Source organism: Sporosarcina sp. FSL W7-1283 (assembly GCF_038003105.1).
Taxonomy (GTDB): Bacteria; Bacillota; Bacilli; order Bacillales_A; family Planococcaceae; genus Sporosarcina; species Sporosarcina newyorkensis.
The window spans coordinates 1,977,684-2,002,739 of the sequence record NZ_JBBOOL010000001.1 but is presented as its reverse complement, the minus strand read 5'-3'; the positions used below and the strand labels follow the sequence as shown (position 1 = coordinate 2,002,739).

Here is a 25,056-nt window from a genome sequence, read left to right as displayed (position 1 = left end):
ACCCAATGAAAAGAAAACTATACACAATAAGTCTACTATGGGCAGCCGCCCTCCTAGCCCTATCCACTCTATTCGTCCAAGACACCTACGCAGGCGATGGCTTCTTCTCGAATATCAAACGTTTCGGCAAACACACATACGTCGGACCTTTTGATATTTCTAGACAGAGTCACAAAAAGGCGAAAGAAAAGCTGGTAGCAGATTTCACTGATCTAGAACAGAATCTTTCAGTGGAATTGCTTGTGCAGGATGAGTCCGTGGAGGTACCTTCAGAAGTCGTTACGTTTGATGTCGATTCCACGTTAAGTCAGGCTGCTTCAGGGCAGGATAATTCGTTAATTGCGAGTGTATCGCGAGATGGTTTGCGAACGGTCTTGAAGCAGAATTTTGATTCGCTGGCATTCTCTGAAGATGAAGTAGATACAGTCGCTACTAAAATAGAAGAATATGTGCGCAGCGGGATTATGCCGCAGCGTATTCATTTGCCGGAGTATGTACCGAATTTATATTCACAAACGCAAACTTTGGCTTCTTCCACCTATTCAATCAATGAACTACCAAAAGGGTTACGCCTGATTATGGAAGATCTGAATGGTACGGAAATTCAACCAAATACCACTTTTTCTTTTATGGAGATTTTGGAAGGAAAAGAATCGGCCGGTGCGAGTGATGAACAGTTGACGATCATGGCCTCGATGTTATACACGGCGGCCCTTCAAACGAACTGGATTATTGATGAACGCAACATCAGCAGTGAACTGACAGCTGAAGTCCAGCCAGGGTTTGAAGCGGCGATTAATCGTCAGCTTGGTTTGGATTTTATGTTTTCGAATCCGAATCAAACTATTTTTACCATTCATACGAAGTGGACAAACTCTCAATTGGAGTTGACGATAGAAGGGCTACCTTTTGTCCGTACATACGAACCGGAAGTGGAGAAATTGACCACATATGAGCCCAAAACGGTCATTCGCTACAGTGCATTTGTTTCTCCAGGTAGTGTGGAAACGTTGGAGGTCGGAAAAAAGGGATTGGAAGCAACAGTAAAACGAAAAGTGTTGCTGAACGGTTCGCTTGAAGAGTATGAAGACGTGTCTGTTGATTTCTACGTGCCTCAACCAAGAATTGAACGCCATCATTTGGTTCAGGCTGAGAATCCCTCTGACAGCACAAATCAGGATGGGAATAGTAGCTCGGGATCAAACAGCGCAAATCCAGACAGTTCGGGATCGGACAATACAAGTAAGAACCCAAGCAATTCTGAAAGTAATACTACAGGAACCGGGACATCTTCAGGAAAACCTTCTGGAAACTCTAATGCTTCAGAAGGCTCCGCTAGCGGTAAAGAAGACGATAAAATCATTTACGACAAAGGCGGAAATATTATAAAGTTCGATGAAAACGGGAATCCGATCGATTGATGAAGGAGGATTTAGATGGCTGGTACTAGAAAACGTCTCGGGGATTTATTAATAGAATCGGGTTTATTGTCTGATGAACAGCTAATGAGTACGTTGAAAGACAAACCGCGAGAACAACGACTTGGTGATGCGTTATTGCAGCGTGGATACATTACTGAGCAACAGCTGATTGAAGTGTTGGAGTTCCAGCTTGGAATCCCGCACGTCAATTTATACAGGTATCCGTTTGACCCGAAACTCTTCAATATCGTGCCAAAAGGATTGGCTAAGCAGAAAATGATTGTGCCGCTAAAGAAAGATGGCGATAAATTATTCGTCGCGATGGCGGACCCGATGGATTACAATACAATTGAAGATTTACGTCTCTCGACTGGTTTCCATATCGAAACAGCGATCGCTTCAAAAGACGATATTACTCGAACGATCACTCGATACTATGATGATGAACTTTTCGAAGATCTGACTTTTGAAGAACCAGAAGATCAGCAACAGCAACAACAGCAGGAAGAATTGGTTGACAACGACTCGCCAATAGTCCGTCTCGTCAATCAAATCATTTCGAGTGCTGTTTCAATGAAAGCAAGTGATATTCATATCGATCCACAAGAACACCAAGTGGTCATTCGTTTCCGTATCGATGGGAAATTGCAGACAGAACGCGTCTTGCCGAAACATTTGCAGTCCACACTCATTGCGCGGATTAAGATCATGGGCAATTTGAATATTACCGAATCACGTATTCCCCAAGACGGCCGTATTAAAGTAACCATCGATTTTAGACCGATCGACATCCGTTTATCTACTTTACCTACCGTCTTTGGTGAAAAAATTGTTATGAGGATATTGGATTTAAGCAGCTCGCTGAACGACTTGGCCAAGCTAGGTTTTGGCCATACGAATTTACAGCGCTTTTTAGAAGAAATCGAAAAGCCTAACGGCATTATTTTGATTTCAGGTCCGACGGGTTCGGGTAAGTCTTCCACATTGTATGCTTCGCTGAATCGTCTGAATAATGAAGAGGTCAATATTATCACGATAGAAGATCCGGTTGAGTATCAGCTCGAAGGCATCAATCAAATCCAAGTGAATCCTAAAGTGGGCTTGTCTTTTGCGGCCGGCTTACGTTCCATTTTGCGGCAAGATCCGGATATCGTCATGGTTGGTGAAATCCGTGATAAAGAGACTGTAGAAATTGCGATTCGCGCTTCGTTGACAGGGCATTTAGTGCTCAGTACGATTCATACAAATGATTCTGTGGCTTCCATTTCGAGGTTGCTTGATATGGGGGTAGAGCCATTCTTGTTGACGGCTTCATTAAATGCGATAGTCGCACAACGTTTGATTCGGAGAGTGTGTCGAGATTGTGGGGCACGTCAGCCAGCTACAACTCGTGAGAAAGAGATTTTTGCTCGGCGTGGCATGGAGATTGAGGAAATCAATCGAGGAGCTGGCTGTGCGGCGTGTAATATGACGGGATACAGAGGACGAATTGCGATTCATGAAGTGTTGATCATCAATGCCGAGATGCGCGATGCAATCAATCGCAATGCCTCGCCAAGTGTATTGCGGGATATTGCTGAAAAAAGCGATACGATTTTCTTGATTGATGATGGTTTAGATAAAGTAAAGCAGGGCATTACAACTACTGAGGAAGTGTTGCGAGTGGCCTTGATTGAATAGGGGTGTGTGTGATGCCGATACGTATTGATCAATTATTAACTGAAGCATTTCAAATGAAGGCTTCTGATATTCATTTGACTGTTGGCGTACCTCCAGTCTTTCGTGTTCATGGAGATTTAAAACGTTATGGTGAAACTCCATTGACGGAAGAAGATACACGAGAGATCGCTTATCAAACAATTCCTGAAAAAGTGGTTCCAGACTTTAAAGAGGCGGGTCAGATCGACTACTCGTATGAAATTTCAGATGTGTCACGTTTCAGGGTCAATGCGTTCCAGCAACGCGGAGCGATATCATTGGCATTCCGGACCATTCCGACGAAAATTCCGACTATCGACGATCTGCAGATGCCAGAGACGTTAAAGAATCTTTCGGGTACAGCGCAAGGACTTATTTTAGTGACAGGTCCCACAGGTTCAGGGAAATCTACAACACTTGCCGCAATGATACGCTATATGAATGAAACGATGAGAAAGCATATTATTACGTTGGAAGATCCGATTGAGTATATGCATGATCACGGTGCATCGATTATTGACCAGCGTGAAGTTGGCTTTGATACACTTTCGTTTGCGGATGGATTGCGTGCAGCATTGCGTCAAGATCCAGATGTCATTCTAGTTGGTGAAATGCGGGATTTGGAGACGATCTCCACAGCGATTACTGCGGCGGAGACCGGTCACTTGGTGCTTGCAACCTTGCATACTTGGAGTGCAGCTTCTACAATCGACCGGATTATCGATGTGTTCCCGCATGGACAACAGGCACAGATTCGTGTTCAGCTGGCGGGTGTGTTGGCAGCGGTGATTTCGCAGCGTTTATTTCAAACGATGGATAAAGACGGTCGACGTGCCGCTACAGAAATTATGATCAACAATCCAGCTGTTTCAAATTTGATTCGTTCTGAAAAAGTACATCAGATTCCGAACGTCATCCAAACGAATCGTGCGCTCGGTATGCATATGATGGATCATTCGGTCAAAAGCCTCATGGAGCAAGGCATCATCTCGTATGAGGTCGCGATACCATACTTGCAAGGAGATGATTGACCGTGGCGCGTTTTACATATGAAGGACGTGACGCGAAATCGATCCGTCGCGGCACGATCACGGCGACAAATAAACGGGATGCGGCGGTAAAATTGAAGAATCAAGGCATTCGAGTCGTCAGTATTGTGGAGCAGAAAGAAACTGTTTTGACAAAAGACATCACAATCGGTAGTCCTGTCAAACGAGAACAATTGATCATGTTCTTGCGTCAGTTTTCTACTTTGTTGCAGGCTGGCGTAACGATTGTGGACGCTGTTCGAATTTTGGCCATGCAAGTCGAACAGCCTGCATTTAGGAAGATCCTAAACGCCGTGCAGGAGGACTTGCGCACCGGAACACCATTATCAGACGCATTGGCAAAGCATCCGAAAGCGTTTGAACCATTGATTTTGAATATGGTTGGTGCAGGGGAGGTTTCCGGGACAGTCGATGAATCGCTCGATCAGTTGGCAGATCATTTCGAGAAAGCTTACCGAACTAGACAGAAAGTAACGTCTGCTATGGCTTATCCAGTTGTTGTAGGCATTTTGGCGCTCGGTGTTGTGATTTTTCTGTTGTCATTCGTTGTTCCGATGTTTGTCGATATGTTCGATAGTATCGGAGGGGAATTGCCTTGGTTGACACTTTTAGTGCTGGCGGCAAGTGATTGGATGCAAAACTATTGGTACTTGTTGGTGTTGCTGGTGGCAGCTAGTGTAGTGGGTGTTCTATTGTTGCGAAACAATCCGCAAGGAAAATATATGTTAGATTCTTTTTTATTGAGGATGCCTATATTCGGAAATATCGTCAAAAAATCCTCACTGGCAATGATGACACGTACACTCAGTTCGATGTTTTCGAGCTCGGTACCGATTCTACAGGCGCTTACCATGACGGAGCGAGTCATAGGAAACGAAGTGATCTCAAGAGTGGTTGGTCAATCCAGACAATCAATGGAACGCGGAGGATCATTAACAGAGCCGATGATGAATCACTGGGCATTTCCTCCGTTAATTCCGCATATGATTGCGATAGGTGAAGAAACTGGTTCTTTAGACTCTATGTTAGCGAAAGTTGCGGACTTTTATGAGAAGGAAGTAGAAGCAGCAACAGACCGATTAAAGGCGCTCATAGAGCCGATTATGATTGTTATTCTGGCTGCAATAGTAGGGACTATCGTCTTGGCAATTATGATTCCGATGTTTAGTATGTTTGAACAAATAGATAGTTTGTAATGGATATTATGATTTTTTTTGTGAAATGTGTATTTTTTAGATATTACTAGTGTTAATTTCCTAATTCGTCTGCTATACTATATTCATAGAGTAAGTGAAAAAAGAGGAGGAAACTACATGAAAAAGTTTCTACAAAAGAAATTGAAAAATGAAAAAGGTTTGACGTTAGTTGAGTTACTTGCGGTAATTGTTATTTTGGGGATTATTGCTGCGATTGCGGTGCCGGCTATTGGGAATATTATTGAGAATACTAAGTATAATGCAGTGAAAGCTGATGCAATAAATGCCTTAAATGCAGCAAATATGTACTACTCGGAAAATACGAAAACACCAGAGGCTGGCATAACAGTTGAAACGCTTGTAGAGGATGGTTATCTAGAAAACAAAGGAAAATTAACCGTTGCTATGACTATTGCTAAATCGTCTGAAAAGAAAGTAACTATTAACGGTACATCAGAAGAATATGCTGGAGGAAAAACAGTAACATTTAATACAGCTACTTTAGATGATATTAACTCTGATGAACAAAAAGGAAGTAAGTCTGGTAATAAAACACTGCCTGCATCCTAATGAGAATCCATATAAAGAAAATATAATATCTCGTTATTTAAAAATGGGGGAAGTCCTGTCTAGTAGACGTTCTTCCTCCTCTTTTTTTATATGATTTTGTGAAAGTGAGTGATCCTTATCATGAAGAGCAAACGTTTACTTTTTCGGGAAGAAGGCTTAACTATGATTGAGCTTCTCGCTGTTATCGTCATACTAAGTATCATAGCAGCAATCGCTGTTCCCGCAATAGGAAAAATCGTCGAAAATAACCGGATTAAAGCGGCGAAAAGTGAAGCAATAATTGCTCTAGAGGCAGCCCAACTCTACTTTGCTGAAACGCCAGTTGATTATGGTCGTGAGTATCAAGCTGCAACTATCCCTAACTTGATAAATGAAGGATATATGAGTGGGGGAGGCTATTTAAACAATACTTCTTATATAACAAATGTTACGCCTGCAAAAATATGTGCGCGAACCGAAGGAAGAAGTAAGGTTACTTTCTATAATGCAACAGCAGAAGAAATTGTAAACAGCAATAATGATCTACACGTAGGTAATGAAGCTTGTGGAGATCCTTTGCTCACGCCACCGATAAAGTAAAAGTAACTATCTAACTTTGGTTACTTTCATTATTGCAATTTGTTATAAACAATGTTACCTAAATTTCATAACTTTCTGCTGTTGGTAGGAGAGTCTATAACATGTCCTTTCTTTCGAATCTTACTAAAAATTTCTGTGCACCACACATTTTAGTGAAAATTTAGATGAAAATGCATAACATATCTTCACACAATTATATTGAACATAACATTTGTCGAGACGCTGATTGAGCGCTAAAAGTCTTGCGGATGGAAATGATCAGCTTGAACCAAGCTCAGATGTTATTCTTATAATAAAAAGTGACGGTTGAAGTAAGTGAAAGAACGATATGCAGACTGTTAGCGTATTGTGGTTTCCTAATAATAAATAGAAAGACCGGCTCGCAAGGTAGTCGGTCTTTTTGATGTTCGGCTAATTTGCGCTACGAATACGACAGATGTGTCTTTGAAGAGTTAAGGTAGAATAGATTAAACGCTATATAAGTCTGTATATACTGAAATCCGCGATTGTTATCGTGGTATAATGTTTATATAAATTCCGATGACTACGATGGTGTGAGTAGACGAGAGTAGGTCGATCCTCCCGCTCTATTCGTTCTATTCAATACTCTCAGGGAGGATCTGTCCGCCATCAACAACCAAGGTCTGGCCTGTCACGAATCCTGCCTCTTTTGAAGCGAAAAATGCTGCAGCATACCCAATATCCTCAACTGTTCCTAAACGTTTGAACGGAATGGCTGCCGCCATAGCGCTGAGATAGTCCTCGCCTAACCCGTCTAAGCCTTCAGTTATAATATTACCAGGTGAGACAGCGTTGATTGTTATATCATCTTTGGCAAGTTCAAGAGCAGCTGTTCGCATGAAACCGAGTTGAGCTGCCTTACTTGCGCCGTAATGTGACCAACCTGAATATCCCGTAATAGGTCCGGTGATTGAGGAGGTAATAATGAAACGACCAGCCTCTGCCTTCTTTACATACGGAAGAAATGCCTTGACTGTAAAGAAAGTTCCTCTTGAATTCACGTCTTGGACGTAATCCCATTGTTCTTCAGTTAACTCTTCTATCGAAGATGAGGGGAATATACCGGCATTTGCACAAACAATATCTATGTTTCCGAAGTCATCGGAAATTGCTTTTGCGGTCTTTTCTAATGAGTTCAGTGAAGTTACATCAGACTTGTAAGCCTTTACATAATTATGATCATTTTGCAACTTATCCGCAACATTAGTTGCTTCATCCAAATGCCGAGCAAGGACCGCTACATTGGCTCCTAAATGGGAGAATACCTTTGCGATTCCTTTCCCAATCCCTTTGCTGCCACCTGTCACTACTACAGTTTTCCCTTCAAATTTTCTCATTTAACAACCACTCCTCTTTATAATTTATATTTCAAAAGAATTTCTTATGATTTAACTTTCAACCTATATTATATATGTTGAATTATGTTGATTTCTTATATGCTAGCACTCTTATCATGTGTAGTCAACAATATATTTTATGTATTCTGACAATTTAATTAAAACTAGATTGAGTAGAAAAAGAGTAAAAAATAGTTGGTAATCAACTATAATTAATAAAAGATGTATAATACTTCTTCGAAAATAGTATTTATAGAAATTGATACTCTTAATAATGTTACTTTATATCAATTAGAATAGTTTGAAAATTTAGTTGACTTAGAAAATACTAGATGATATTATGGTTTAAATCCACAAAGATTCAACAACAAAGCACATCTTGTGTTGAGAGTTATAGTCGATTCTTTAGGATAAGACGATTACACTGGGAATTGCGAGGTGTGTATTAGAGAAAAATAGATAGGAGATAATGTAGATGTCTTTAACATTTGAAGAGCGAAAAAAAGTAATTGTTAAAACTCTAACACGAGATGAAAAAGTATATGTTCGTAATCTGTCGAATGAGTTAGGAGTTTCTGGAGAAACAATTCGGCGCGATCTAGATAGATTGGAAAAAGAGGGCGTCCTGAAAAAAGTATATGGAGGAGCTGTCAAAGAAAAGTCGTCTTTGGAACTCTCGTTTGACTTGAAGACGGATATTATGGCATTTGAAAAGCAAGCAATATGCAAAGCGGCAGCGGATTTGGTAGAGGACGGAGACAGCATTATTATTGGACATGGAACTACACCCGTAGGAATTGTTCGGTATTTAGCAAATAAGAAAAACGTAACTGTCATTACGCCTTCCATACCTGTCTTGTTGCTGGCGATGGATCATTTTCATGGGAAAGTCATCTTCATTGGCGGGGAATATGAAGCGGATCAGAAGTTTACTAGTGGTCCTCTCTCAGAATCAGTCCTCGGCCAATTGAAGGCGAATAAGTCATTCATTGCAGCGGGTGGATTATCCATCAATGACGGCATGTCGGATTATGACTTGCAAGGGGCTAGCAGTTCCAAGCAAATGATGAATCGTACAGACGAGGCGATTATTCTGGCAGACCACACAAAATTCGGTAAAACAACGTTTGCTCATATTTGTCCGTTGTCAGTTATTTCGATGATTATTACAGATAAGCAATGTTCAGAGGAATGGAAGAACGTCCTTACCGAGAATGAGATTGAATTGGTTATAGCAGAAGAGGCGAAGCAAGTGCTGGATTTTAATCGAGAAATATGCTGATATTTTAACCCGATGGATTTTCACATCAGCGTTTCAGGGATCATGGCAGCTGTGCAGAAGGAAGGATTAATTCTGACAAAAGATGGAGGTAGAGAAAATGGTCGAAAATATTAGTAAATCATCTGTGCTTGATAAATCAATACAGTATTGGAATCCTGGTAAAACGAAGCAGTGGCAACGTGACGGAGTAGATTTGGTTATTGGCAAACGGGAAGGTTACTATCTGTATGACATGGATGGTAAACAATTGATGGATTTACATCTGAATGGAGGGACCTATAATCTTGGCCATCGAAACCACGAGATCATTTCTACACTTAAAAATGCGATGGATCAGTTCGACATTGGGAATCATCACTTTCCTTCTATTGCAAGAGCACAGTTGGCTGAAAAATTTAATCAATGTACACCAGATAATCTGCAATATTCCATCTTTTCAAGCGGGGGTGGCGAAGCGATAGACGTAGCAATTAAAAGTGCTCGCTATGCTACGAAGCGAAAAAAAATAGTTTCTGTCAAATATGCTTACCATGGGCACACAGGTATTGCCGTCTCTTTAGGAAATGAACGTTATTCTAAACCCTTTCTGAGCGAGGGGAATGCGGATGAAGTCGTCAATGTTATCTTCAATGACTTGGAAGCAATGGAAAGAGTGTTGTCATGGGAAGATGTTGCAGGGGTAATCATCGAGACCATTCCAGCTACATATGGCTTTCCTCTTCCTGAACCTGGCTATTTAGAAGGCACGAAACGCCTATGTGAGAAATACGGTTCTCTTTACATTGCAGATGAAGTTCAAACTGGCTTGCTCCGTACAGGAAGGTTATGGGGATTTGAATATCATGGAATTAAACCAGATATTATGGTAACCGCTAAAGGCCTCAGTGGTGGGATTTATCCGATTGCAGCTACAGTTGTCAGTGAAAAGGTTGGGCAATGGATGAATGAAGATGGTTTTGCTCATATATCTACGTTTGGTGGTTCCGAACTTGGTTGTGTCGTCGCTATGAAAGTATTGGAAATTTCACAGCGACCCGAAGTTGTGGAAAACGTGGGATACGTTGCCCGTTATCTACAAGCCGGGTTAGAAAGAATCAAAAACCAGCATGCAGATTATTTTACAGGTATCCGCCAAAGAGGAGTCATTCTCGGACTCGAATTTAGCAAACCTGATGGAGCAAAAGATGTTATGCGCGCACTTTATGATAATGGTGTATGGGCAATTTACTCGATGCTGGACACAAAAGTCCTTCAATTTAAACCTGGTATTTTACTAGACCAACGCTATTGTGATGACTTGCTGGATCGGGTAGAAACAAGTATAGCTCAAGTTGTACGTAATATATAGTATCCAAGGCAATACAAAATGTGAAAAGGAGGAGTTTTGGTATGAGCAATACTGGCGTTAACACATGGGAGTCGCCTGTAGAGTTTTTTAATCTGGTTTCACAGAGGGCGAAGGAATTATATGATGGGCTTGATGATTTCACTGTTGAACTTCTAGACTATTCGGAAAATGCGACGTATTTGGTAAAAAATTTAGAAGCTAATGAAAAGCGAATATTACGAGTCTGTCGTCCCGATTATCATTCGAAGGAAGAAATTGAAAGTGAAGTTAAATGGCTGCAATTAATTGATGCTGATACAGAAGTAGTTGTTTCGAAGCCTATACCAGGTTCCAATGGCGAATACTTACAATCTGTTACATTGGATGAAAATAACCGTGAATACCACTGCGTTCTTTTCACTTTTTTGGAAGGAGAAACCCCTGATGTAGATAATGAAGATAAATTGGTTCGAGTATTTAAGGAGATTGGGAAAACAACAGCCTGTTTTCATAAACATTCTATTCGGAATTGGGAACGATTCAACCAAATCAAACGACCCATTTGGAACTATGAAAGTTTAATAGGGGATAATCCGAAATGGGGGAGATGGCAAGACGGTAAAGGTATCAGCCCTGAGCGCGAAGAGCTATTAAATCGTGTATCGACCGTCATTGAGAAACGGTTAGAGAAATTTGGAAAAGGCCGGGAACGTTTCGGGTTAATCCATGCGGATTTACGTCATGCGAATCTCCTGATAGATAATGAAAAGAAGCTTGTGCAGGTTATTGATTTTGACGATAGTGGTTTTGGCTGGTATTTGTATGATTTCGCTGCATCCTTGACTTTCATAGAGCATCGTAGCTATGTACCTAAGTTAATCGAGGCATGGCTCGAAGGCTATCAGTCTGTACGAAAGTTATCTGAAGAAGAAGTGAACGAGATTCCAACATTTATCATGATGAGAAGAATGCAGCTTATTGCCTGGATTGGCAGTCGTGACAATGAAACGGCAGCAGAGCTAGGAGCAGAGTATTCAGAACAGACGGATCAAATGGCAAAGGACTATCTCGAAAAATTTAATTAAGAATAAAAAGTAAGCGCTTTCAATTGGGTGTTATCAAAAAAATGGATTAACGGAAGTTGATGAAAACAAAATTAAATAACGCGAAGAGGAGCATTGCCATGAATGAAAAAGAGAACTTGGAACTGAAAAAGACGCTTACTCCCTTTAACTTATGGGTGATCGGTGTTGGAATCGTTATTTCAGGTAACTATTTCGGATGGAACTTCGGTTTAAGTACTTCGGGCTATGTGGGCATGTTAATTGCAGTTGGGGTCATGGCAGTCATGTATACGTTCATGGCGTTCGGAATATCTGAGCTTTCGACAGCTTTACCATATGCCGGCGGCCCTTACTCTTTCGCCAGGCGGGCAATGGGACCATTTGTCGGATTCATTACCGGCGTGGGTGTAGTCTTGCAATATGTAATCGCAGCACCAGTTATCGCTATCGGAATCGGGGCTTACATCAACTTCCTGTTCCCAATGGTCAATCCAATTGTCTCTGCAGCCGTTATGTACGTTTTCTTCATGATCATCCATATAATTGGAGTGAAAGAATACGCTAGGCTTGAAGCGATTCTAGTGTTCATTGCTCTTGCTCTATTAGTGCTAATGTATTTTGTGGGTTTACCTCAAATTCGTGTGGAGAACTTGTTTGGTAGCGAAGGGCAAGCAATGATTCCGGGAGGCATTAAAGGGATTTGGGCAGCACTGCCGTTTGCCATGTGGCTATTCTTAGCAATCGAAATGTTGCCAATGTTATCAGAGGAGACCCGAGATCCGAAAAAGGATATGCCTAAAGGGATTTTATCTGGCATGTTCACGCTTGTTATCTTGTCTGTTTTGACAACTACAGTGGCAATTGGAATAAGTGGTTTCAATCAATTGAGTACAGCAGAAGATCCTTTGCCGGCGGCCATTGCTGCAGCGTTCGGAAATACGTATTGGTTGGCTCAAATGCTTGCGTCTATTGGTCTCGTCGGATTAATCGCTAGTTTCTCTGGAGTCATCCTGGCATATTCTAGGCAAGTCTTTTCCTTATCACGCGCAGGGTATCTGCCAGAAATCTTTTCAAGGCTACACCGGACTCGACGTACTCCATACATGGCGATCATCATTCCTGGATTTATTGGATTGGCATTAGTAGCATCCTTTAATCCAGATGATTTGATTTTGATCGCAACTTTTGGGGCTTTGATATCCTACATTTCGATGAATCTTTCTCTTATTATATTACGGAAAAAAGAGCCGAACTTGGTACGCCCTTATAAAGCGCCATTATTTCCATTTATGCCAATAGTATCAATGATCTTGGCATGCATCGCTTTATTTGCGAGCTTCTTCGCGAATCTGCCTTTCTTCTTCATTAGTATTACTGTGTTTGTTTTTGCTATTATTTATTATTTCGTCTGGGCTCGTCATAATATCAATGCAGACGCGCCAGAAGAACAGTTCTCTAGTGTGGAAGATTTAGAAATTCCATTGCCTGAACCAGGGTTAGGAAAGGAAATTATCCGATGAACATCTGGGAACAAGGAATAGATACCGTACTATTTGACAAAGACGGTACATTGATCGACCTACCTTCGATCTGGATTCCCTGGGTTGAAGATACAGTTCGCTACTTGCAACGGATGCAAATGGATATATCAATTGATGAAGCGAAGCGTGCGGTTGGGGTGAACCTTTCGGATGGAGGCGTCGATCCGAAAAGTCCCCTTGCGATCGCTTCTATTCAAGAAAGTATCATTATTTTTGCATTTCTTCTCTTTCAAAAGGGGGTGGCTTGGGATAAGGCAATTATTTATTCGGGAGAGAGCATCGCATATGCCGATGAGAGACAGAACTGTTCGAAAGATCTAAAGATCGTAGATGGAATATCTAATCTGCTTGCTGAGATGCGAGGCAGAGGTCTAAAGCTTGGGGTGTTGACTGCAGATGACACAGACAAAGCAAGGAAGCAACTGGAAATTTTACAGTTGGCAAGCTACTTTGATTTTATAATCGGTAGTGATCTGGTGGAAAAGGGAAAGCCTTTTCCAGATATGGCCTATCTTGCCCGCGATGTTTATATGGTTAATTTGGAGAGAGCTGCCATAATCGGAGATACAAGCGCGGATATTCAATTAGGCAAGCTTTCTAGTCTCAAGATGACAATTGGTATTGCGAGCTATACGGAAGGAAAAGCAGAGCATTTACAGGAAGCAGATTATATTATACGTAGTTATAGCGAATTGCTCGGAAGTGAATAAGGAGGTGACAAGATGAACCCCGAATTAATAGCAAAAATCACGAAGATGGTGCTAGAAAGAATAGGAGAGGAAGGGGCGAACCACAGTGAGTCTTTGACCAATGCTGAATTAAGTCGTTGGGACAAAATTAGTGAATCTATACTGACAAAGGATGGCAAGACCAACGGCGAGATGAATCAAGGAATGCAATCTTTGACAACACATGAAATTCAAAAGTGGAATACAATAACAAATCATTTTAGCATTGTGGTCTCGCAGTCCGTGGAAGAAGCTAATCAAGTGAGGTTTCATTCGCATACCTAAATGCTCCTTATTACTTATAGAAAGGAGGGTTTCCTATCAACGCAGTAGAAGAGATGGAAAAAACCATTCGCCAGGCCAAGGCGGCCCAAGAAAAATTCAGTACTTTTGATCAGGAGAAAACTGACTCAATCATTAAGCATATTGCAGAAACCGCTTACGCGCAAGCTGAAACTCTTGCTAAAATGGCTGTCAAAGAAACTGGAATGGGTGTCATAGAACATAAGAAAATTAAGAATGAACTTGGGTCAATGGGTGTTTATAAATCAATTAAGGATGAAAAAACAGTAGGTGTCATCCGTAGAGATCATCAATTGAAACTGACAGAAGTTGCTTATCCATTCGGAGTCATAGGGGCTGTTTGTCCGACAACGAACCCGACATCAACCGCCATCTTCAAAACCTTAATTGCATTGAAAGCACAAAACGCCCTTGTTGTAAGTCCACACCCAACAGCGGCTAAATGTACAGTAGAAGCTTTGAAAATTTGTGCGGATGCAGCAGTGGAAGCAGGGGCTCCGGACGGATTGATCGGCTGGATAATGAATCCATCTATGGAAGCGACAAATCGATTAATGCATCATCCTGATATTGACTTGATCTTGGCAACAGGTGGCAGTGGTTTGGTCAAGGCAGCGTATAGTTCGGGCAAACCTGCATATGGAGTTGGCCCTGGCAATGGCCCGGTATATATAGAAAAATCTGCAAATGTGAAAAAAGCGGCACAGCTGATTGTAGACAGTAAGACGTTCGATAACGGTACACTTTGTTCTACGGAGCAATCTATTGTCGTTCATCGTAATGTAAGGGAAATGGCCATGAGGGAGTTACGCAATAATGGTGCTTATTTCCTGAATGAACAAGAAAAGCGGAGGTTAGGTAAGATCATTGCTCCCAGGGAGGGACAGTTGAACGCTAAAATTGTTGGCCGTTCCGCAGAGGTGATTGCTGAAATGGCAGACATAGATGTGCCGATAGGGACTCGTGTATTGATTGCCGAAGAGACACGAATTGGAATGGATGTCCCATTCTCTTTAGAGAAGCTGGCTCCAATCTTTCCTTTCTACACCGCAGAAAGTGATGAAGAAGCATTCCGAATTTGCCAAGGACTCTTAAATTTTATTGGTCGTGGACATAGCTGCTCGATCCATACAACCGATGAAGGGCTTGCACATCGCTATGGGGATGTGATGCCAGTATCTCGAGTTATGGTGAATACGATGGCTTCAATTGGAGCGGCTGGTGTGACAACTGCGCTAATGCCATCATTGACGCTAGGATGCGGATCATATGGCGGTAATATTTCTTCGGATAATATTACAGCTCGTCATTTATATAACACGAAGCGAATTGCCTTTGGAATTAAAGACATGAAGCTCCCAAAAATGATGCCTGCTCAATATAAGCCGGTTGAGTTGATGAAAGAACGAAGCGAAGAGACGAAAATTGAGCTGATTGTTAATCAAGCGCTGCGAGAAATACAGGGAAGTAAAAGCACGATAGACTTGACGGATGTGCCAGACACAGTTCGACACATCATACAGCAAATCAACAAAACATTATAAGGAGGAATTCAAATGGCGGAAATTAATGGTGCACTTGGAATGATAGAAACTAAAGGATTGGTGGCGGCATTGGAAGCGGCGGATGCAATGGTCAAGGCGGCAAACGTGCAAATTCTAGGGAAAACACATGTTGGCGGCGGTATTGTAACGGTTCTTGTAACAGGCGATGTCGGTGCAGTCAAAGCAGCGACAGACTCGGGAAGCGCGGCGGCACAGCGGGTAGGTGAACTACTGTCTGTGCATGTCATTCCACGTCCACACAATGAACTGATCAGTATTTTGCCACAGGCAAATGGATGATAAATGATCCAGAGAAGGGTGACGATACTAGATGCTAGTTGGCACAGTAATTGAGAATATATGGGCGACTCGCAAAGAGGAAGGACTTACAGGGTTGACCTTACTAGTCATCCAACCGTTGGAGTCAAACCTGGAAGGCGTAATAGCAAGAACACCACTTGTAGCTGTTGATCGAATAGGAGCAGGAATAGGGGATCGAGTTATCGTAACGCAAGGATCCCCTGCGTCCTTTATCGATTCTGACAAGAAAATACCTATTGATGCTCTGGTGATTGGCATTGTCGATTCGGTAATAGAACGTGATTGGTTATGACTAATGCAGTAGGAATAATAGAAACGTTTGGTTTGGCACATTCTCTTCTCGTTGCCGATGAAATGCTGAAAATGTCGGATATTCGAGTACTGGCACGGGAAGATGTTAGCGAAATATATTATACGATTATCATTGAAGGTGAGATAAGTGCGGTTCAGCTGGCGATTGATTATGGTGCTGAAATAGCAAACCTAGGGAATGCTTTGATTGCTTTCAAAACCATTCCAAGGCCAGTTGATGATATGAAGCATATAATGCCAATTAAAGCCCAAAGTGATTGAGAAAAAGGGTTAATGAACAAGATCAAGTGGTAGAGACGATGACTAGGACGGTGAAAGTTATTGGAAAAGTACAGGTCGGTGCCGATATCGTAATAGTTTTTGTAAAAGTATGTGTTGCTGTAATCTATCCGCCGGATTCTGTATCTACCTAATGAGTTTGAAAGCATTTAATTGGGGATCATAAATTAATCAGAAGAGGAAGGTGCCTTTCAATGAACGGAAAAACGATACAAGCGATCGTGGAAGATGTTTTGATAGAACTGGTTCAGCATACTGCACCAAATGAAGTCCCCATTTCTGTGTCGGCCAGACATTGCCATCTAAAACATACAGATCTTGAAAGTCTATTCGGTAAAGGCTATGAATTATCGAAAAAAAATGAACTTTCCCAGCCTGGTCAATTTGCAGCGAATGAGACGGTGACATTGATTGGTCCGCGCGGCAGCATTGAATCAGTCCGCATTTTAGGACCATTACGAAACCAATCGCAAGTTGAGATTAGTAAAACGGATAGTATCAAACTCGGCGTAGATCCGCCGCTTCGCGAATCGGGGGATATCAAGGGATCGGCGCCCATCACACTTCTCGGGCCGAAAGGGAGCCTTTATCTGGTAGAAGGATTAATCGTTGCAAAGGCACATATTCATATGAGTCCACAGGAGGCAATGAAATTGAATGTCTCCAATGGGGAATATGTGAGAGTCAAGGTTGAGAATGAACGTCCGATTACGTTCGATAAAGTGCTCATACGAGTGTCGCCTGATTACATAGTCGACATGCACATCGATACAGATGAGGCCAATTCGGGGCTCGTGAAGACTGGGCAGCGAGGAACAGTGAGCAAGGAAGATGAAGTATGGTAAACGATTCTAAACTCATAGAGAAGATTGTCCGTAATGTAATCATGCAGTTGGATATAAAACCTCAGATGCCTGGGGAGGTATCAAAGCCGTCATTGTTTGTCCATAATGCAGACGAGAGAACAATCAGCAGGTTAGAGGAAAATTGGAAAGTAATTTGCGAACCTATTACAGAAATCCCGAACGTCATCTTCTTGGAAGTGTCTCAAAATATCCTCGCAAAAGGCGCACTCGGTTTGACAGATGATCCGGATAGTCAATTGCTATCCGAGCTTTTACTACAAGGTAAACAAATCACTATGATACCCGTCCTGACTTTAGAATGGGTATTTTCTCCCGAAAGATTAAGAACAAAGTATCATGATCAGTTAGTAACCTATAAAAAGAAATTGGAGAGTTTTGGCGTCACCTTTACTACGTTAGAGATGTTTATTAGCAGTGGATTGGAGAAGAATCAACAATCCTTTTGTGAGCTGTTGACGGATCAAGAGGTACGGAAATATACAGACGAGACTATATGGATTGAAAAATCAACAATTGTCACGCCGTTAGCGCGCGATACCGCGAGAGAACTTGGTAAGACCATCAAGTGGAATGAATAAATAGTTACAAAAGAGAGGTGAATAGAATGGCTAAAGCACTTGGAATGATAGAGACGCGCGGATTGATCGCTTCGATTGAAGCGGCAGACTCAATGTTAAAAGCGGCGGATGTACGATTAGTGAAACAGGAGCAGATAGACGCTGCACTCGTTACGGTGGTAGTCGAAGGTGATGTAAGTGCAGTACAGGCGGCAGTTGAAACTGGAGCTATGGCGGCAGCGCGGGTAGGTGAACTGATTTCCACTCTTGTCATACCCAATCCCGATCCCGGCATGATTAAACTAGCAAAGCGGAACGAGTCGAAAAAACAGGAAATAAAACGGACATCTTCTAAAGGGCATTTAGTGGAGGGAAAAGAAACGGTTGTAAAAGAAAGTAATAGTCGTGCGTCTGAGAAAACAAAAGCAACAAAGCCGAAAAAAGCAGAATAATTTTGTAGGGAAAGGAGGAAATCTAGTGGCGTTCCGTCGAAGAAAAATTGCCGTCGTTGGAGCAGGATATACAGGGATGACAGTAGCTTTAATGTTAGCTCAAAAAGAATTGGGAGACATTGTTGTGGTTGATATTCCAGCACTTTCAAGTCCGACTAAAGGAAAAGCCTTGGATATGCTGCAGGCTGGTCCTATTTTGCAATTCAACTCACAAATTATTGGTACCTCCCAGTATGAAGAGATCCTGAATGCTGATTTCGTTATTATTACTGCCGGTGTCGCAAGGAAACCTGGCATGAACCGTGAGGACCTTGTAGCTACCAATACGAAAATCATGAGAGATGTTGCCGAACAAGTAGCGCGTTATGCACCAGATAGTTATGTACTCGTGTTGAGCAACCCGGTTGATGCTATGACATATATCTGCTATCAGGTGACTGGTTTTCCGAAGAACCGAGTTATTGGCCAATCGGGCGTGCTGGATACAGCCCGATTTAATACATTTATCGCCCAAGAGTTGAATTTATCGGTTGAAGATATATCAGGCTTCGTATTGGGGGGGCACGGAGATGATATGGTACCGCTGATCCGTTACTCTTATGCGGGCGGTATTCCTTTGGAAAGATTAATTTCGGCGGCTCGGCTTGAGGCGATTGTGGAGAGAACCCGGAAAGGTGGTGGCGAAATTGTCGGCATGCTAGGAAATGGTAGTGCATACTTTGCTCCTGCTGCTGCACTCGTACAAATGACCGAAGCGATTCTATTTGATAAGAAACGGATTTTGCCCTCAATTGCCTATTTGGAAGGTGAGTATGGATATTTTGATATTTATTTTAGCGTGCCGACTGTACTCGGAGGAAATGGTATAGAAAGTATTATTGAACTGCCGCTGACTGAGAAGGAGAAAGCTGCATTGGATATCTCAGCGGAATCGGTACGGGAGGTCTTGCAGAAATTATAAGATGACGTTGTGCTATCGCTCTCTGCCTATTACGAGGGAGGTGTATAGATTAGATTTCATATAGTGCTGTTTAAATTCATTTAGAGAGTTGCTAATAAGTTGCAAAATTATGCAAGCGAGAAATTCATTTTCTGCTTGTTTTTTTATTTTTTCAACCTTTTGTAAAGACGAATTCAGATTAGAATTCCGTAAAGCAACAAGTGAAATGATAGAGAACAGCGGTACAGAATTAAAGGTTGGAAAAGAACAATGTGGAGATATGGAACCATTGTAAAATGCTAATTAATAAATAAGTGCGATAAATAAGCATATTTCGCTATGAATCTTTCCTTCTCGCAGTCCATTTGCTATACTTAGCCTAACTAAACAGCAGTAAAAATCATTGATAGTTGAATGCTTGCTATTGCTTGTCCGGAAGGAGCCGCCTATGTCTATTCTTGAAAAACTTTCGCGTCCCATTTCATTATTCGGTCGTAAAAAACGTACGGCATCTTTAACAATTGATGAAGACGCAATCCGTCATGTGCGTATTAAGTCTCGAGATCCGCTCGTGCTGGAAATGGCACAAGAACTTCCTATGCCGCCGGATGTCATGGAAGAAGGCCGGATTGCGGATCATCCTGCGCTTGAACAAATATTGTCTGAGGCAGTGAAAGATTGGAACCTGACAAAGCGAGACGTGGCGTTCCTTGCGCCTGATGCATACGTCATCATCCGACGAGTGGCTTATCCCGAAACAGTAGAAGACGAGGAATTGAAAGGACATTTCTTCATTGAAATTGGTTCCACCATTTATTTACCATTTGATGATCCGGTATTCGATGTTGTGCCTTATAAAGCAAATACTGCCCAGCATGAAGCCATTTTGATTGCCTCGAAGGAAAGTGTCATGCAGACCTATGAGGATGTTCTCGAAGCGGTAAAACTCGTGCCGGTAGTGGCGGACATCGCGCCGCTTTCGTTGTATCGGCTGGCGTTTCATTCGCATCGGTTTTCAGGTGAAGAGCATATTCTACTTGCAGATTTACGAGGCCGCAGTTTGACGGTGTCCATATTCTTCAGCCATTTTCCTTTGTTCATCCGGTCGATGGAATTGGAAGTGCCTCTTAGTATGACAACAGGTGAAGAAATGAATGAACACCGCGTTGAGCCGTTAACTATTGTTATGGAACTTGAAAAACTGGCGAATTTCTATCGTTTTAATTTGGCGGAAAATGAAGTGTCGATCACGCATCTCCTGTGGAACGGATCATATGGACAACAGGACGAGTTGCTGCAGATGGTGCGGGAGCGTCTGGCGATCGAAACGCTTCCTTTAGTGAAGGAGCCGATTACATGCGTGGACGGTTCTGCGGTTTCTGCAGAGTTTCATCGGACGATCGGTCTTGCGCTGAAGGAAGAGGTGTAGGTGAAGTATGTTAGTCGATATAAATTTGCTGCCAGAGAAGTTAAAAGAACGGTCCACATGGTTATGGGTGGCGATAACAATTCTCGCAGCCGCACTTATCAGCTGGGCTGTTCTTTTTTGGCTTGCGCAAAAAAATGACGATGAAGCCCAATCACTTCAACAGCAAGCGTTTGAAGTGCAGAAACAACAAGAAGATGTCACCTCACAGCTTCGGCCTTCTTCATTTGGCCAGGAGAAAGCTCAGCTCGCCGCAACGGTAGAGTGGCTTGAAGGGTATCAGTATAAAACAGTTCCGCTTCTTCAGGAGCTTGTACACGCATTACCTGAGCGAGGATTCTTTTCGGAGTTCACGTTCACCTCACCGAATGAAGCGACCTTCGATGTGCAGTTCGATGATGTGTCGGAAGCTGCTCATTATTTGACGAGAATGAAAGCTTCTTCATTGATCAATGGAGCGACCTTTGAATTAGTAGAGACAGTAGAGCTGACAGAGGAAGAATTGAGCGCAGATGTGCTGCCGCGCTACGTCGCTAGATATTTCGTTCAATTCCTCGATGAACGAGCTCAGACGGAGACGGACGCCATAGTTGAACCGGATGATGCAATTGATCAGTCGGAAGAACTGCCTCTAGATGAAGCGGAGCCTTCGGAGAACGAAGAAACGGAAGGAGGCGGCGTAGTTGAGTAAATACTTTACAAAACGACAGATGGAGATCGGGCTTGTCGTTTTAGCTTCCATTTTCTTTATCGCGCTCGCATTCTATTCCGTATATACGCTCTATTTGCCGACAAAAGAACAACGTGATCAAGCTGCGCTGCAATTATCTACAGAGCGGGATACATTGTTTGCTTTGCGAAAACAGTTGGCGAATAAGGATCCAGATAAAACCTTCACTTCCCGGCCTCTTCAGCAGAAAGTACCCGTCATACCGCTGGAAGATGCTCTTCTTCTGCAAATTGAAAAAGCAGAAGTGAAATCAGGAAGCAGAGTACACGGAATCGTATTTTCTAAAGAAGTGCCGGAATTTCAAGACATGCCGGAAGAAATGCAGAATGTAGAGAGAGTTCTAATGGAAGTAGAATTGGTTGCGGATACATACGACCAAGTGGAGACGTTCATTTACGAAGTCGAAGAGATGAAGAGGATTCTCAATGTAGAATCCATTCAATTTAAAGCGACAGCAGAAAAGACTGAAGAAGAGGTTGCAACAGGACCCATGGAGTTGGTTATCTCCTTTAATGCTTTCTTCCGTCCAGACCTAATCAACCTACAGAATGAAGCGCCGAAAATAGATGCTCCGCCTGCTGCATTAAAGGAAGATCCGACAACGCTCAATAAAATGACCGGCGACGAGAACGTGGAGTAGGAGGCTGTCTATGGAACTACTAATTAGCGTGTTTTTCTTCCTCTACGGCATCACGTTCGGCTCATTTTTCAACGTGGTTGGCTTGCGTGTGCCGATGAAGGAATCCATTGTATCACCGCCTTCTCATTGCACGACATGTGAACGCCGCTTGACACTTGCCGACCTGGTGCCGGTATTTTCCTACGTCTTTCTTAAAGGCAATTGCCGTGGTTGTGGAGAGCGTATCAGTGCGATTTATCCACTCATGGAGTTGCTGACGGGGGTATTGTTCGTCTTCGCCTATTTACACTTTGGTTTTGAGCGCGAACTGATCGTGGCACTTTTATTTATTTCGCTGCTGGTCATTTTGACGGTATCTGATTTGAAATACATGCTGATTCCGAACAGAATCCTTTTGCCTTTCGGCGTAGCGATTTTTATCATGCGCATTTTCAGTCCGCTGACACCTTGGTGGGATAGCTTGCTAGGCGCGATTGTCGGTTTTGGTCTGTTATTGTTCATTGCGATCGTGTCGAAAGGCGGCATGGGAGGCGGGGACATTAAACTGTTCCTAGTGATTGGATTGGTTCTAGGGACGTTGCAGACCTTGTTAACGCTTTTTTTGGCTTCATTGATCGGCGCGATTGTCGGTATGATCTTTCTTAAAAAGACCAAGCAGGGCCGCAAGACGCCGGTACCTTTTGGGCCGTCAATTGCAGTTGCTGCACTCATTGCCTATTTTTACGGCACGCAACTTGTCGGATGGTATACGGGTTTGTTGAGCTGAATCAGAAAATGTTCTAGGACAAGACGACAAGAGTCTTGTCCTTTTTCGCGTCTGCTTTGGTAAAGTGAAGAAAAAAGTGGAGTGAGTGCAGAATGAATTTTCGCAAATCCTATTCAAAATTCACAGTGATTCGGGCGATGGTGCAAGGTGTGGCAATTGGTCTTGCGGCCGTCTTAGTCATTGGTTTGACAATTTTCAGTACTGGAGGGAAAGATGCAAAGCCGTCTAAAACTGTTGCCACATCCGGCCCGAATACAGAGGAGACTGAAGAAAAACCTGCGGATGGAACGGCGATTCCAATGTACGTTAAGCAGCATGGCGTATTTTCAAGTGAGGAGACGGCGACTGAATTTATCACGTCTAATCCCGCCTTGGCAAATACGGCTATTATACAAGTAGGCGATCAGTTCTACATCTGGGGAGCTGTCTGGCTGAAGGAAAGCCAAGTGGTTCTGAAAGATGGAGAAGATGCATTTAAGAAGAAAATCCAAGTTACCCCCGGAACGTGCAAGACGGCGGACATCAATGAAGTGAAAAAGGCGTTACTTGCGGAGGATTTATCGAAAATTAAATTATCCAAAGCGAAAGACGATGCCAAAAAAGAGTCGGATTTTGAGAAGAAATTGACCGCTATCACAGCATTCACCAAGGATTCTTCCATTGCCCGACTTCATTTGCTGTCACACTACTCGAGTCAGGACCCATGCTTCAAAATTCAATTTTGATCGAATATCCAGATCGAAATTCAATTTTGCTGCTTTTTCAAAAAGGGTGCAATAGCGTACACTATGGGAAAGGAGGTTTTCCCAATGAAATTTACAAGTACAAGACCAATTATCCTCGCATCCTCTTCACCAAGGCGTAAAGAACTGTTAAAACTTGCAGGAATCGATTTTGAGGTGAAGCCGAGCCATGTAGCAGAAGATTTACCATTTACCCCGGAAGAACCGGATCTCTATGCGATTCGCTTATCTGAGCAAAAGGCGCAAGCAGTTTTTGAAGAAGAACCGGACTCGATTATCATCGCAGCAGATACGGTTGTCGTGATGAACGGCAGGCAGTATCCGAAACCCGCCAATGATGCGCAAGCGGTCGATTTCCTGATGGAACTTTCCGGTCAGACGCATGAAGTAATTACTGGCGTAACAGTATTGGAGAAAAATCGTAAGCTGCAGTTCGCAAGTTTGTCACAAGTGAAGTTCAGGCGGCTAGGTTTGGAACTGGTTCACGCATATGTGCGGTCAGGGGATGCTGCGGATAAAGCAGGCGCCTACGGAATTCAAACAGAAGGAATGCTGTTTGTGGAAATCATCGCCGGAGATTATCAAAATATCGTCGGGCTGCCAATTGGAAAATTGGTTGAGCGTCTACGAGAAGAAGATTGGTTGTTTTTAGAAGAAGGTGACGCCTGAAATGCCGCTTGATTTAGCACCACAAATGATGATCCGTGATGTTCATTTAGCGGACAGGCCTCGTGAACGTTTGATCCGGGAAGGGGCAGGAAGTCTTTCCAATCAAGAGCTCATGGCGATTTTATTGCGTAGCGGAACGCGCTCTGAGTCAGTTTTAGTGCTCGCTAATCGGGTATTGTCGACACTGGACCGGTTACAGGATTTGAAAGAGCTGACGGTGGAGGAAATGACGGAGATAAAAGGGATTGGCGAGGCGAAGGCCGTACAGCTCTTGGCTGCGGCCGAACTTGGCAAACGTTTATATCGTACAGCACCGCAAGACCGTTATAAAATCCGTTCACCTGAGGATGCAGCCAATTATTTGATGACGGACATGTCTTCACTGAATCAGGAACATTTTGTCGCGTTATTTTTAAATGTCAAAAATGAAGTGCTACATAAGCAGACGATTTTTATCGGCAGTTTGAACTCCAGTATCGTTCATCCGCGCGAGGTGTTCCGCGAAGCATTCAAACGCTCGGCTGCTTCGATGATAATCAGCCATAACCACCCAAGTGGCGACACGATAAACATAGTATCCTAAACTAGAGTACTCTAAGTACTTAAAGTTTAGGATTTTTTTAATTCAATACTTTAACTAATGAATAAATATAGGTATTATTTATAGGAGTTAAGGTATTTAAAGGTGGTGGAGA

General features: G+C 42.7%; 28 protein-coding genes and 1 pseudogene. 28 read left to right on the top strand and 1 reads right to left on the bottom strand.

From position 1 onward, the window contains the following. Nucleotides 1–5 precede the first annotated feature (5 nt). From MKY93_RS09915 to MKY93_RS09890, 6 genes are all read left to right on the top strand, one after another. The gene (locus MKY93_RS09915; RefSeq protein ID WP_340758943.1) at nt 6–1,421 is read left to right on the top strand and encodes a VanW family protein; all 1,416 of its coding nucleotides are present in this window, start codon (nt 6–8) and stop codon (nt 1,419–1,421) included. A 15-nt stretch (nt 1,422–1,436) separates the two neighbouring features. Next, nucleotides 1,437–3,101, top strand: coding sequence for a GspE/PulE family protein (locus MKY93_RS09910; RefSeq protein ID WP_340758942.1), 1,665 nt, complete (start codon nt 1,437–1,439; stop codon nt 3,099–3,101). 11 nt (nt 3,102–3,112) lie between these two features. Continuing rightward, complete coding sequence (locus MKY93_RS09905) at nt 3,113–4,150, top strand: type IV pilus twitching motility protein PilT (protein ID WP_340758941.1); 1,038 nt, start codon at nt 3,113–3,115, stop codon at nt 4,148–4,150. Between the two features lie 2 nt (nt 4,151–4,152). After that, nucleotides 4,153–5,364 (top strand): type II secretion system F family protein, encoded by a 1,212-nt coding sequence (locus MKY93_RS09900; RefSeq protein WP_340758940.1) that lies wholly within the window; start codon nt 4,153–4,155, stop codon nt 5,362–5,364. A 117-nt stretch (nt 5,365–5,481) separates the two neighbouring features. Beyond that, nucleotides 5,482–5,934, top strand: a complete 453-nt coding sequence (locus MKY93_RS09895) for a type II secretion system protein (protein WP_340758939.1) — start codon at nt 5,482–5,484, stop codon at nt 5,932–5,934. A gap of 120 nt (nt 5,935–6,054) precedes the next feature. Continuing rightward, on the top strand, nt 6,055–6,513 hold the full coding sequence (locus tag MKY93_RS09890) for a type II secretion system protein (protein ID WP_340758938.1): 459 nt from the start codon (nt 6,055–6,057) through the stop codon (nt 6,511–6,513). Nucleotides 6,514–7,109: 596 nt separating this feature from the next. On the opposite strand, the gene fabG is transcribed toward MKY93_RS09890, so the two are convergent. Beyond that, on the bottom strand, nt 7,110–7,871 hold the full coding sequence (fabG, locus tag MKY93_RS09885; RefSeq protein WP_340758937.1) for a 3-oxoacyl-ACP reductase FabG: 762 nt from the start codon (nt 7,869–7,871) through the stop codon (nt 7,110–7,112). Between the two features lie 475 nt (nt 7,872–8,346). On the opposite strand from fabG, the gene MKY93_RS09880 reads away from it, so the two are divergent. The 22 genes and pseudogenes from MKY93_RS09880 to radC all read left to right on the top strand — a co-directional run. After that, a complete protein-coding gene (locus MKY93_RS09880) occupies nt 8,347–9,153 on the top strand; it encodes a DeoR/GlpR family DNA-binding transcription regulator (RefSeq protein WP_340758936.1) in 807 nt (268 codons plus the stop codon). A gap of 97 nt (nt 9,154–9,250) precedes the next feature. Then, nucleotides 9,251–10,501, top strand: a complete 1,251-nt coding sequence (locus MKY93_RS09875; protein ID WP_340758935.1) for a class-III pyridoxal-phosphate-dependent aminotransferase — start codon at nt 9,251–9,253, stop codon at nt 10,499–10,501. A gap of 41 nt (nt 10,502–10,542) precedes the next feature. Beyond that, nucleotides 10,543–11,565, top strand: coding sequence for a phosphotransferase enzyme family protein (locus MKY93_RS09870; RefSeq protein WP_340758934.1), 1,023 nt, complete (start codon nt 10,543–10,545; stop codon nt 11,563–11,565). Between the two features lie 98 nt (nt 11,566–11,663). After that, entirely contained in the window at nt 11,664–13,064 is a 1,401-nt protein-coding gene (gene eat, locus MKY93_RS09865; protein ID WP_340758933.1) for an ethanolamine permease, read from the top strand. Next, entirely contained in the window at nt 13,061–13,795 is a 735-nt protein-coding gene (locus tag MKY93_RS09860) for an HAD family hydrolase (protein WP_340758932.1), read from the top strand. Before eat ends, MKY93_RS09860 begins: the two co-directional genes overlap by 4 nt. Nucleotides 13,796–13,807: 12 nt before the next feature. Further along, the gene (locus MKY93_RS09855) at nt 13,808–14,098 is read left to right on the top strand and encodes a hypothetical protein (protein ID WP_340758931.1); all 291 of its coding nucleotides are present in this window, start codon (nt 13,808–13,810) and stop codon (nt 14,096–14,098) included. A gap of 53 nt (nt 14,099–14,151) precedes the next feature. Beyond that, a complete protein-coding gene (locus MKY93_RS09850; protein ID WP_340758930.1) occupies nt 14,152–15,660 on the top strand; it encodes an aldehyde dehydrogenase family protein in 1,509 nt (502 codons plus the stop codon). Between the two features lie 12 nt (nt 15,661–15,672). Then, nucleotides 15,673–15,960: a BMC domain-containing protein gene (locus tag MKY93_RS09845; RefSeq protein WP_340758929.1), complete on the top strand. Its 288-nt coding sequence runs from the start codon at nt 15,673–15,675 to the stop codon at nt 15,958–15,960. 31 nt (nt 15,961–15,991) lie between these two features. Further along, nucleotides 15,992–16,273 (top strand): EutN/CcmL family microcompartment protein, encoded by a 282-nt coding sequence (locus tag MKY93_RS09840; RefSeq protein WP_340758928.1) that lies wholly within the window; start codon nt 15,992–15,994, stop codon nt 16,271–16,273. Continuing rightward, entirely contained in the window at nt 16,270–16,554 is a 285-nt protein-coding gene (locus MKY93_RS09835; RefSeq protein ID WP_340758926.1) for a BMC domain-containing protein, read from the top strand. Before MKY93_RS09840 ends, MKY93_RS09835 begins: the two co-directional genes overlap by 4 nt. Beyond that, nucleotides 16,551–16,706 carry a hypothetical protein gene (locus tag MKY93_RS09830; RefSeq protein ID WP_340758925.1) on the top strand — a complete coding sequence of 52 codons (156 nt, stop codon included), beginning with the start codon at nt 16,551–16,553 and terminating at the stop codon, nt 16,704–16,706. The genes MKY93_RS09835 and MKY93_RS09830 overlap by 4 nt, the downstream gene beginning before the upstream one ends. A gap of 60 nt (nt 16,707–16,766) precedes the next feature. Beyond that, complete coding sequence (locus MKY93_RS09825) at nt 16,767–17,417, top strand: phosphate propanoyltransferase (protein WP_340758924.1); 651 nt, start codon at nt 16,767–16,769, stop codon at nt 17,415–17,417. Next, a complete protein-coding gene (locus MKY93_RS09820; RefSeq protein ID WP_340758923.1) occupies nt 17,411–18,016 on the top strand; it encodes a hypothetical protein in 606 nt (201 codons plus the stop codon). Before MKY93_RS09825 ends, MKY93_RS09820 begins: the two co-directional genes overlap by 7 nt. Before the next feature lie 26 nt (nt 18,017–18,042). Next, nucleotides 18,043–18,447: a BMC domain-containing protein gene (locus tag MKY93_RS09815; RefSeq protein WP_340758922.1), complete on the top strand. Its 405-nt coding sequence runs from the start codon at nt 18,043–18,045 to the stop codon at nt 18,445–18,447. A 25-nt stretch (nt 18,448–18,472) separates the two neighbouring features. Next, nucleotides 18,473–19,408 carry a malate dehydrogenase gene (mdh, locus tag MKY93_RS09810; protein WP_340758921.1) on the top strand — a complete coding sequence of 312 codons (936 nt, stop codon included), beginning with the start codon at nt 18,473–18,475 and terminating at the stop codon, nt 19,406–19,408. Nucleotides 19,409–19,835: 427 nt separating this feature from the next. Further along, nucleotides 19,836–20,816, top strand: coding sequence for a type IV pilus biogenesis protein PilM (gene pilM / locus MKY93_RS09805; protein WP_340758920.1), 981 nt, complete (start codon nt 19,836–19,838; stop codon nt 20,814–20,816). Between the two features lie 7 nt (nt 20,817–20,823). Then, the gene (locus tag MKY93_RS09800; protein ID WP_340758919.1) at nt 20,824–21,504 is read left to right on the top strand and encodes a PilN domain-containing protein; all 681 of its coding nucleotides are present in this window, start codon (nt 20,824–20,826) and stop codon (nt 21,502–21,504) included. Next, on the top strand, nt 21,497–22,183 hold the full coding sequence (locus MKY93_RS09795; RefSeq protein ID WP_078816769.1) for a hypothetical protein: 687 nt from the start codon (nt 21,497–21,499) through the stop codon (nt 22,181–22,183). Before MKY93_RS09800 ends, MKY93_RS09795 begins: the two co-directional genes overlap by 8 nt. 10 nt (nt 22,184–22,193) lie before the next feature. Then, nucleotides 22,194–22,949 (top strand): prepilin peptidase, encoded by a 756-nt coding sequence (locus MKY93_RS09790; protein ID WP_340758918.1) that lies wholly within the window; start codon nt 22,194–22,196, stop codon nt 22,947–22,949. Nucleotides 22,950–23,041: 92 nt separating this feature from the next. Then, the gene (locus MKY93_RS09785) at nt 23,042–23,674 is read left to right on the top strand and encodes a hypothetical protein (protein WP_340758917.1); all 633 of its coding nucleotides are present in this window, start codon (nt 23,042–23,044) and stop codon (nt 23,672–23,674) included. Between the two features lie 84 nt (nt 23,675–23,758). Further along, a complete protein-coding gene (locus MKY93_RS09780; RefSeq protein WP_176132477.1) occupies nt 23,759–24,361 on the top strand; it encodes a Maf family protein in 603 nt (200 codons plus the stop codon). A gap of 1 nt (nt 24,362) precedes the next feature. Beyond that, a pseudogene (gene radC / locus MKY93_RS09775) lies at nt 24,363–24,923 on the top strand (RadC family protein); the annotation flags it as partial. Nucleotides 24,924–25,056: the final 133 nt, after the last annotated feature.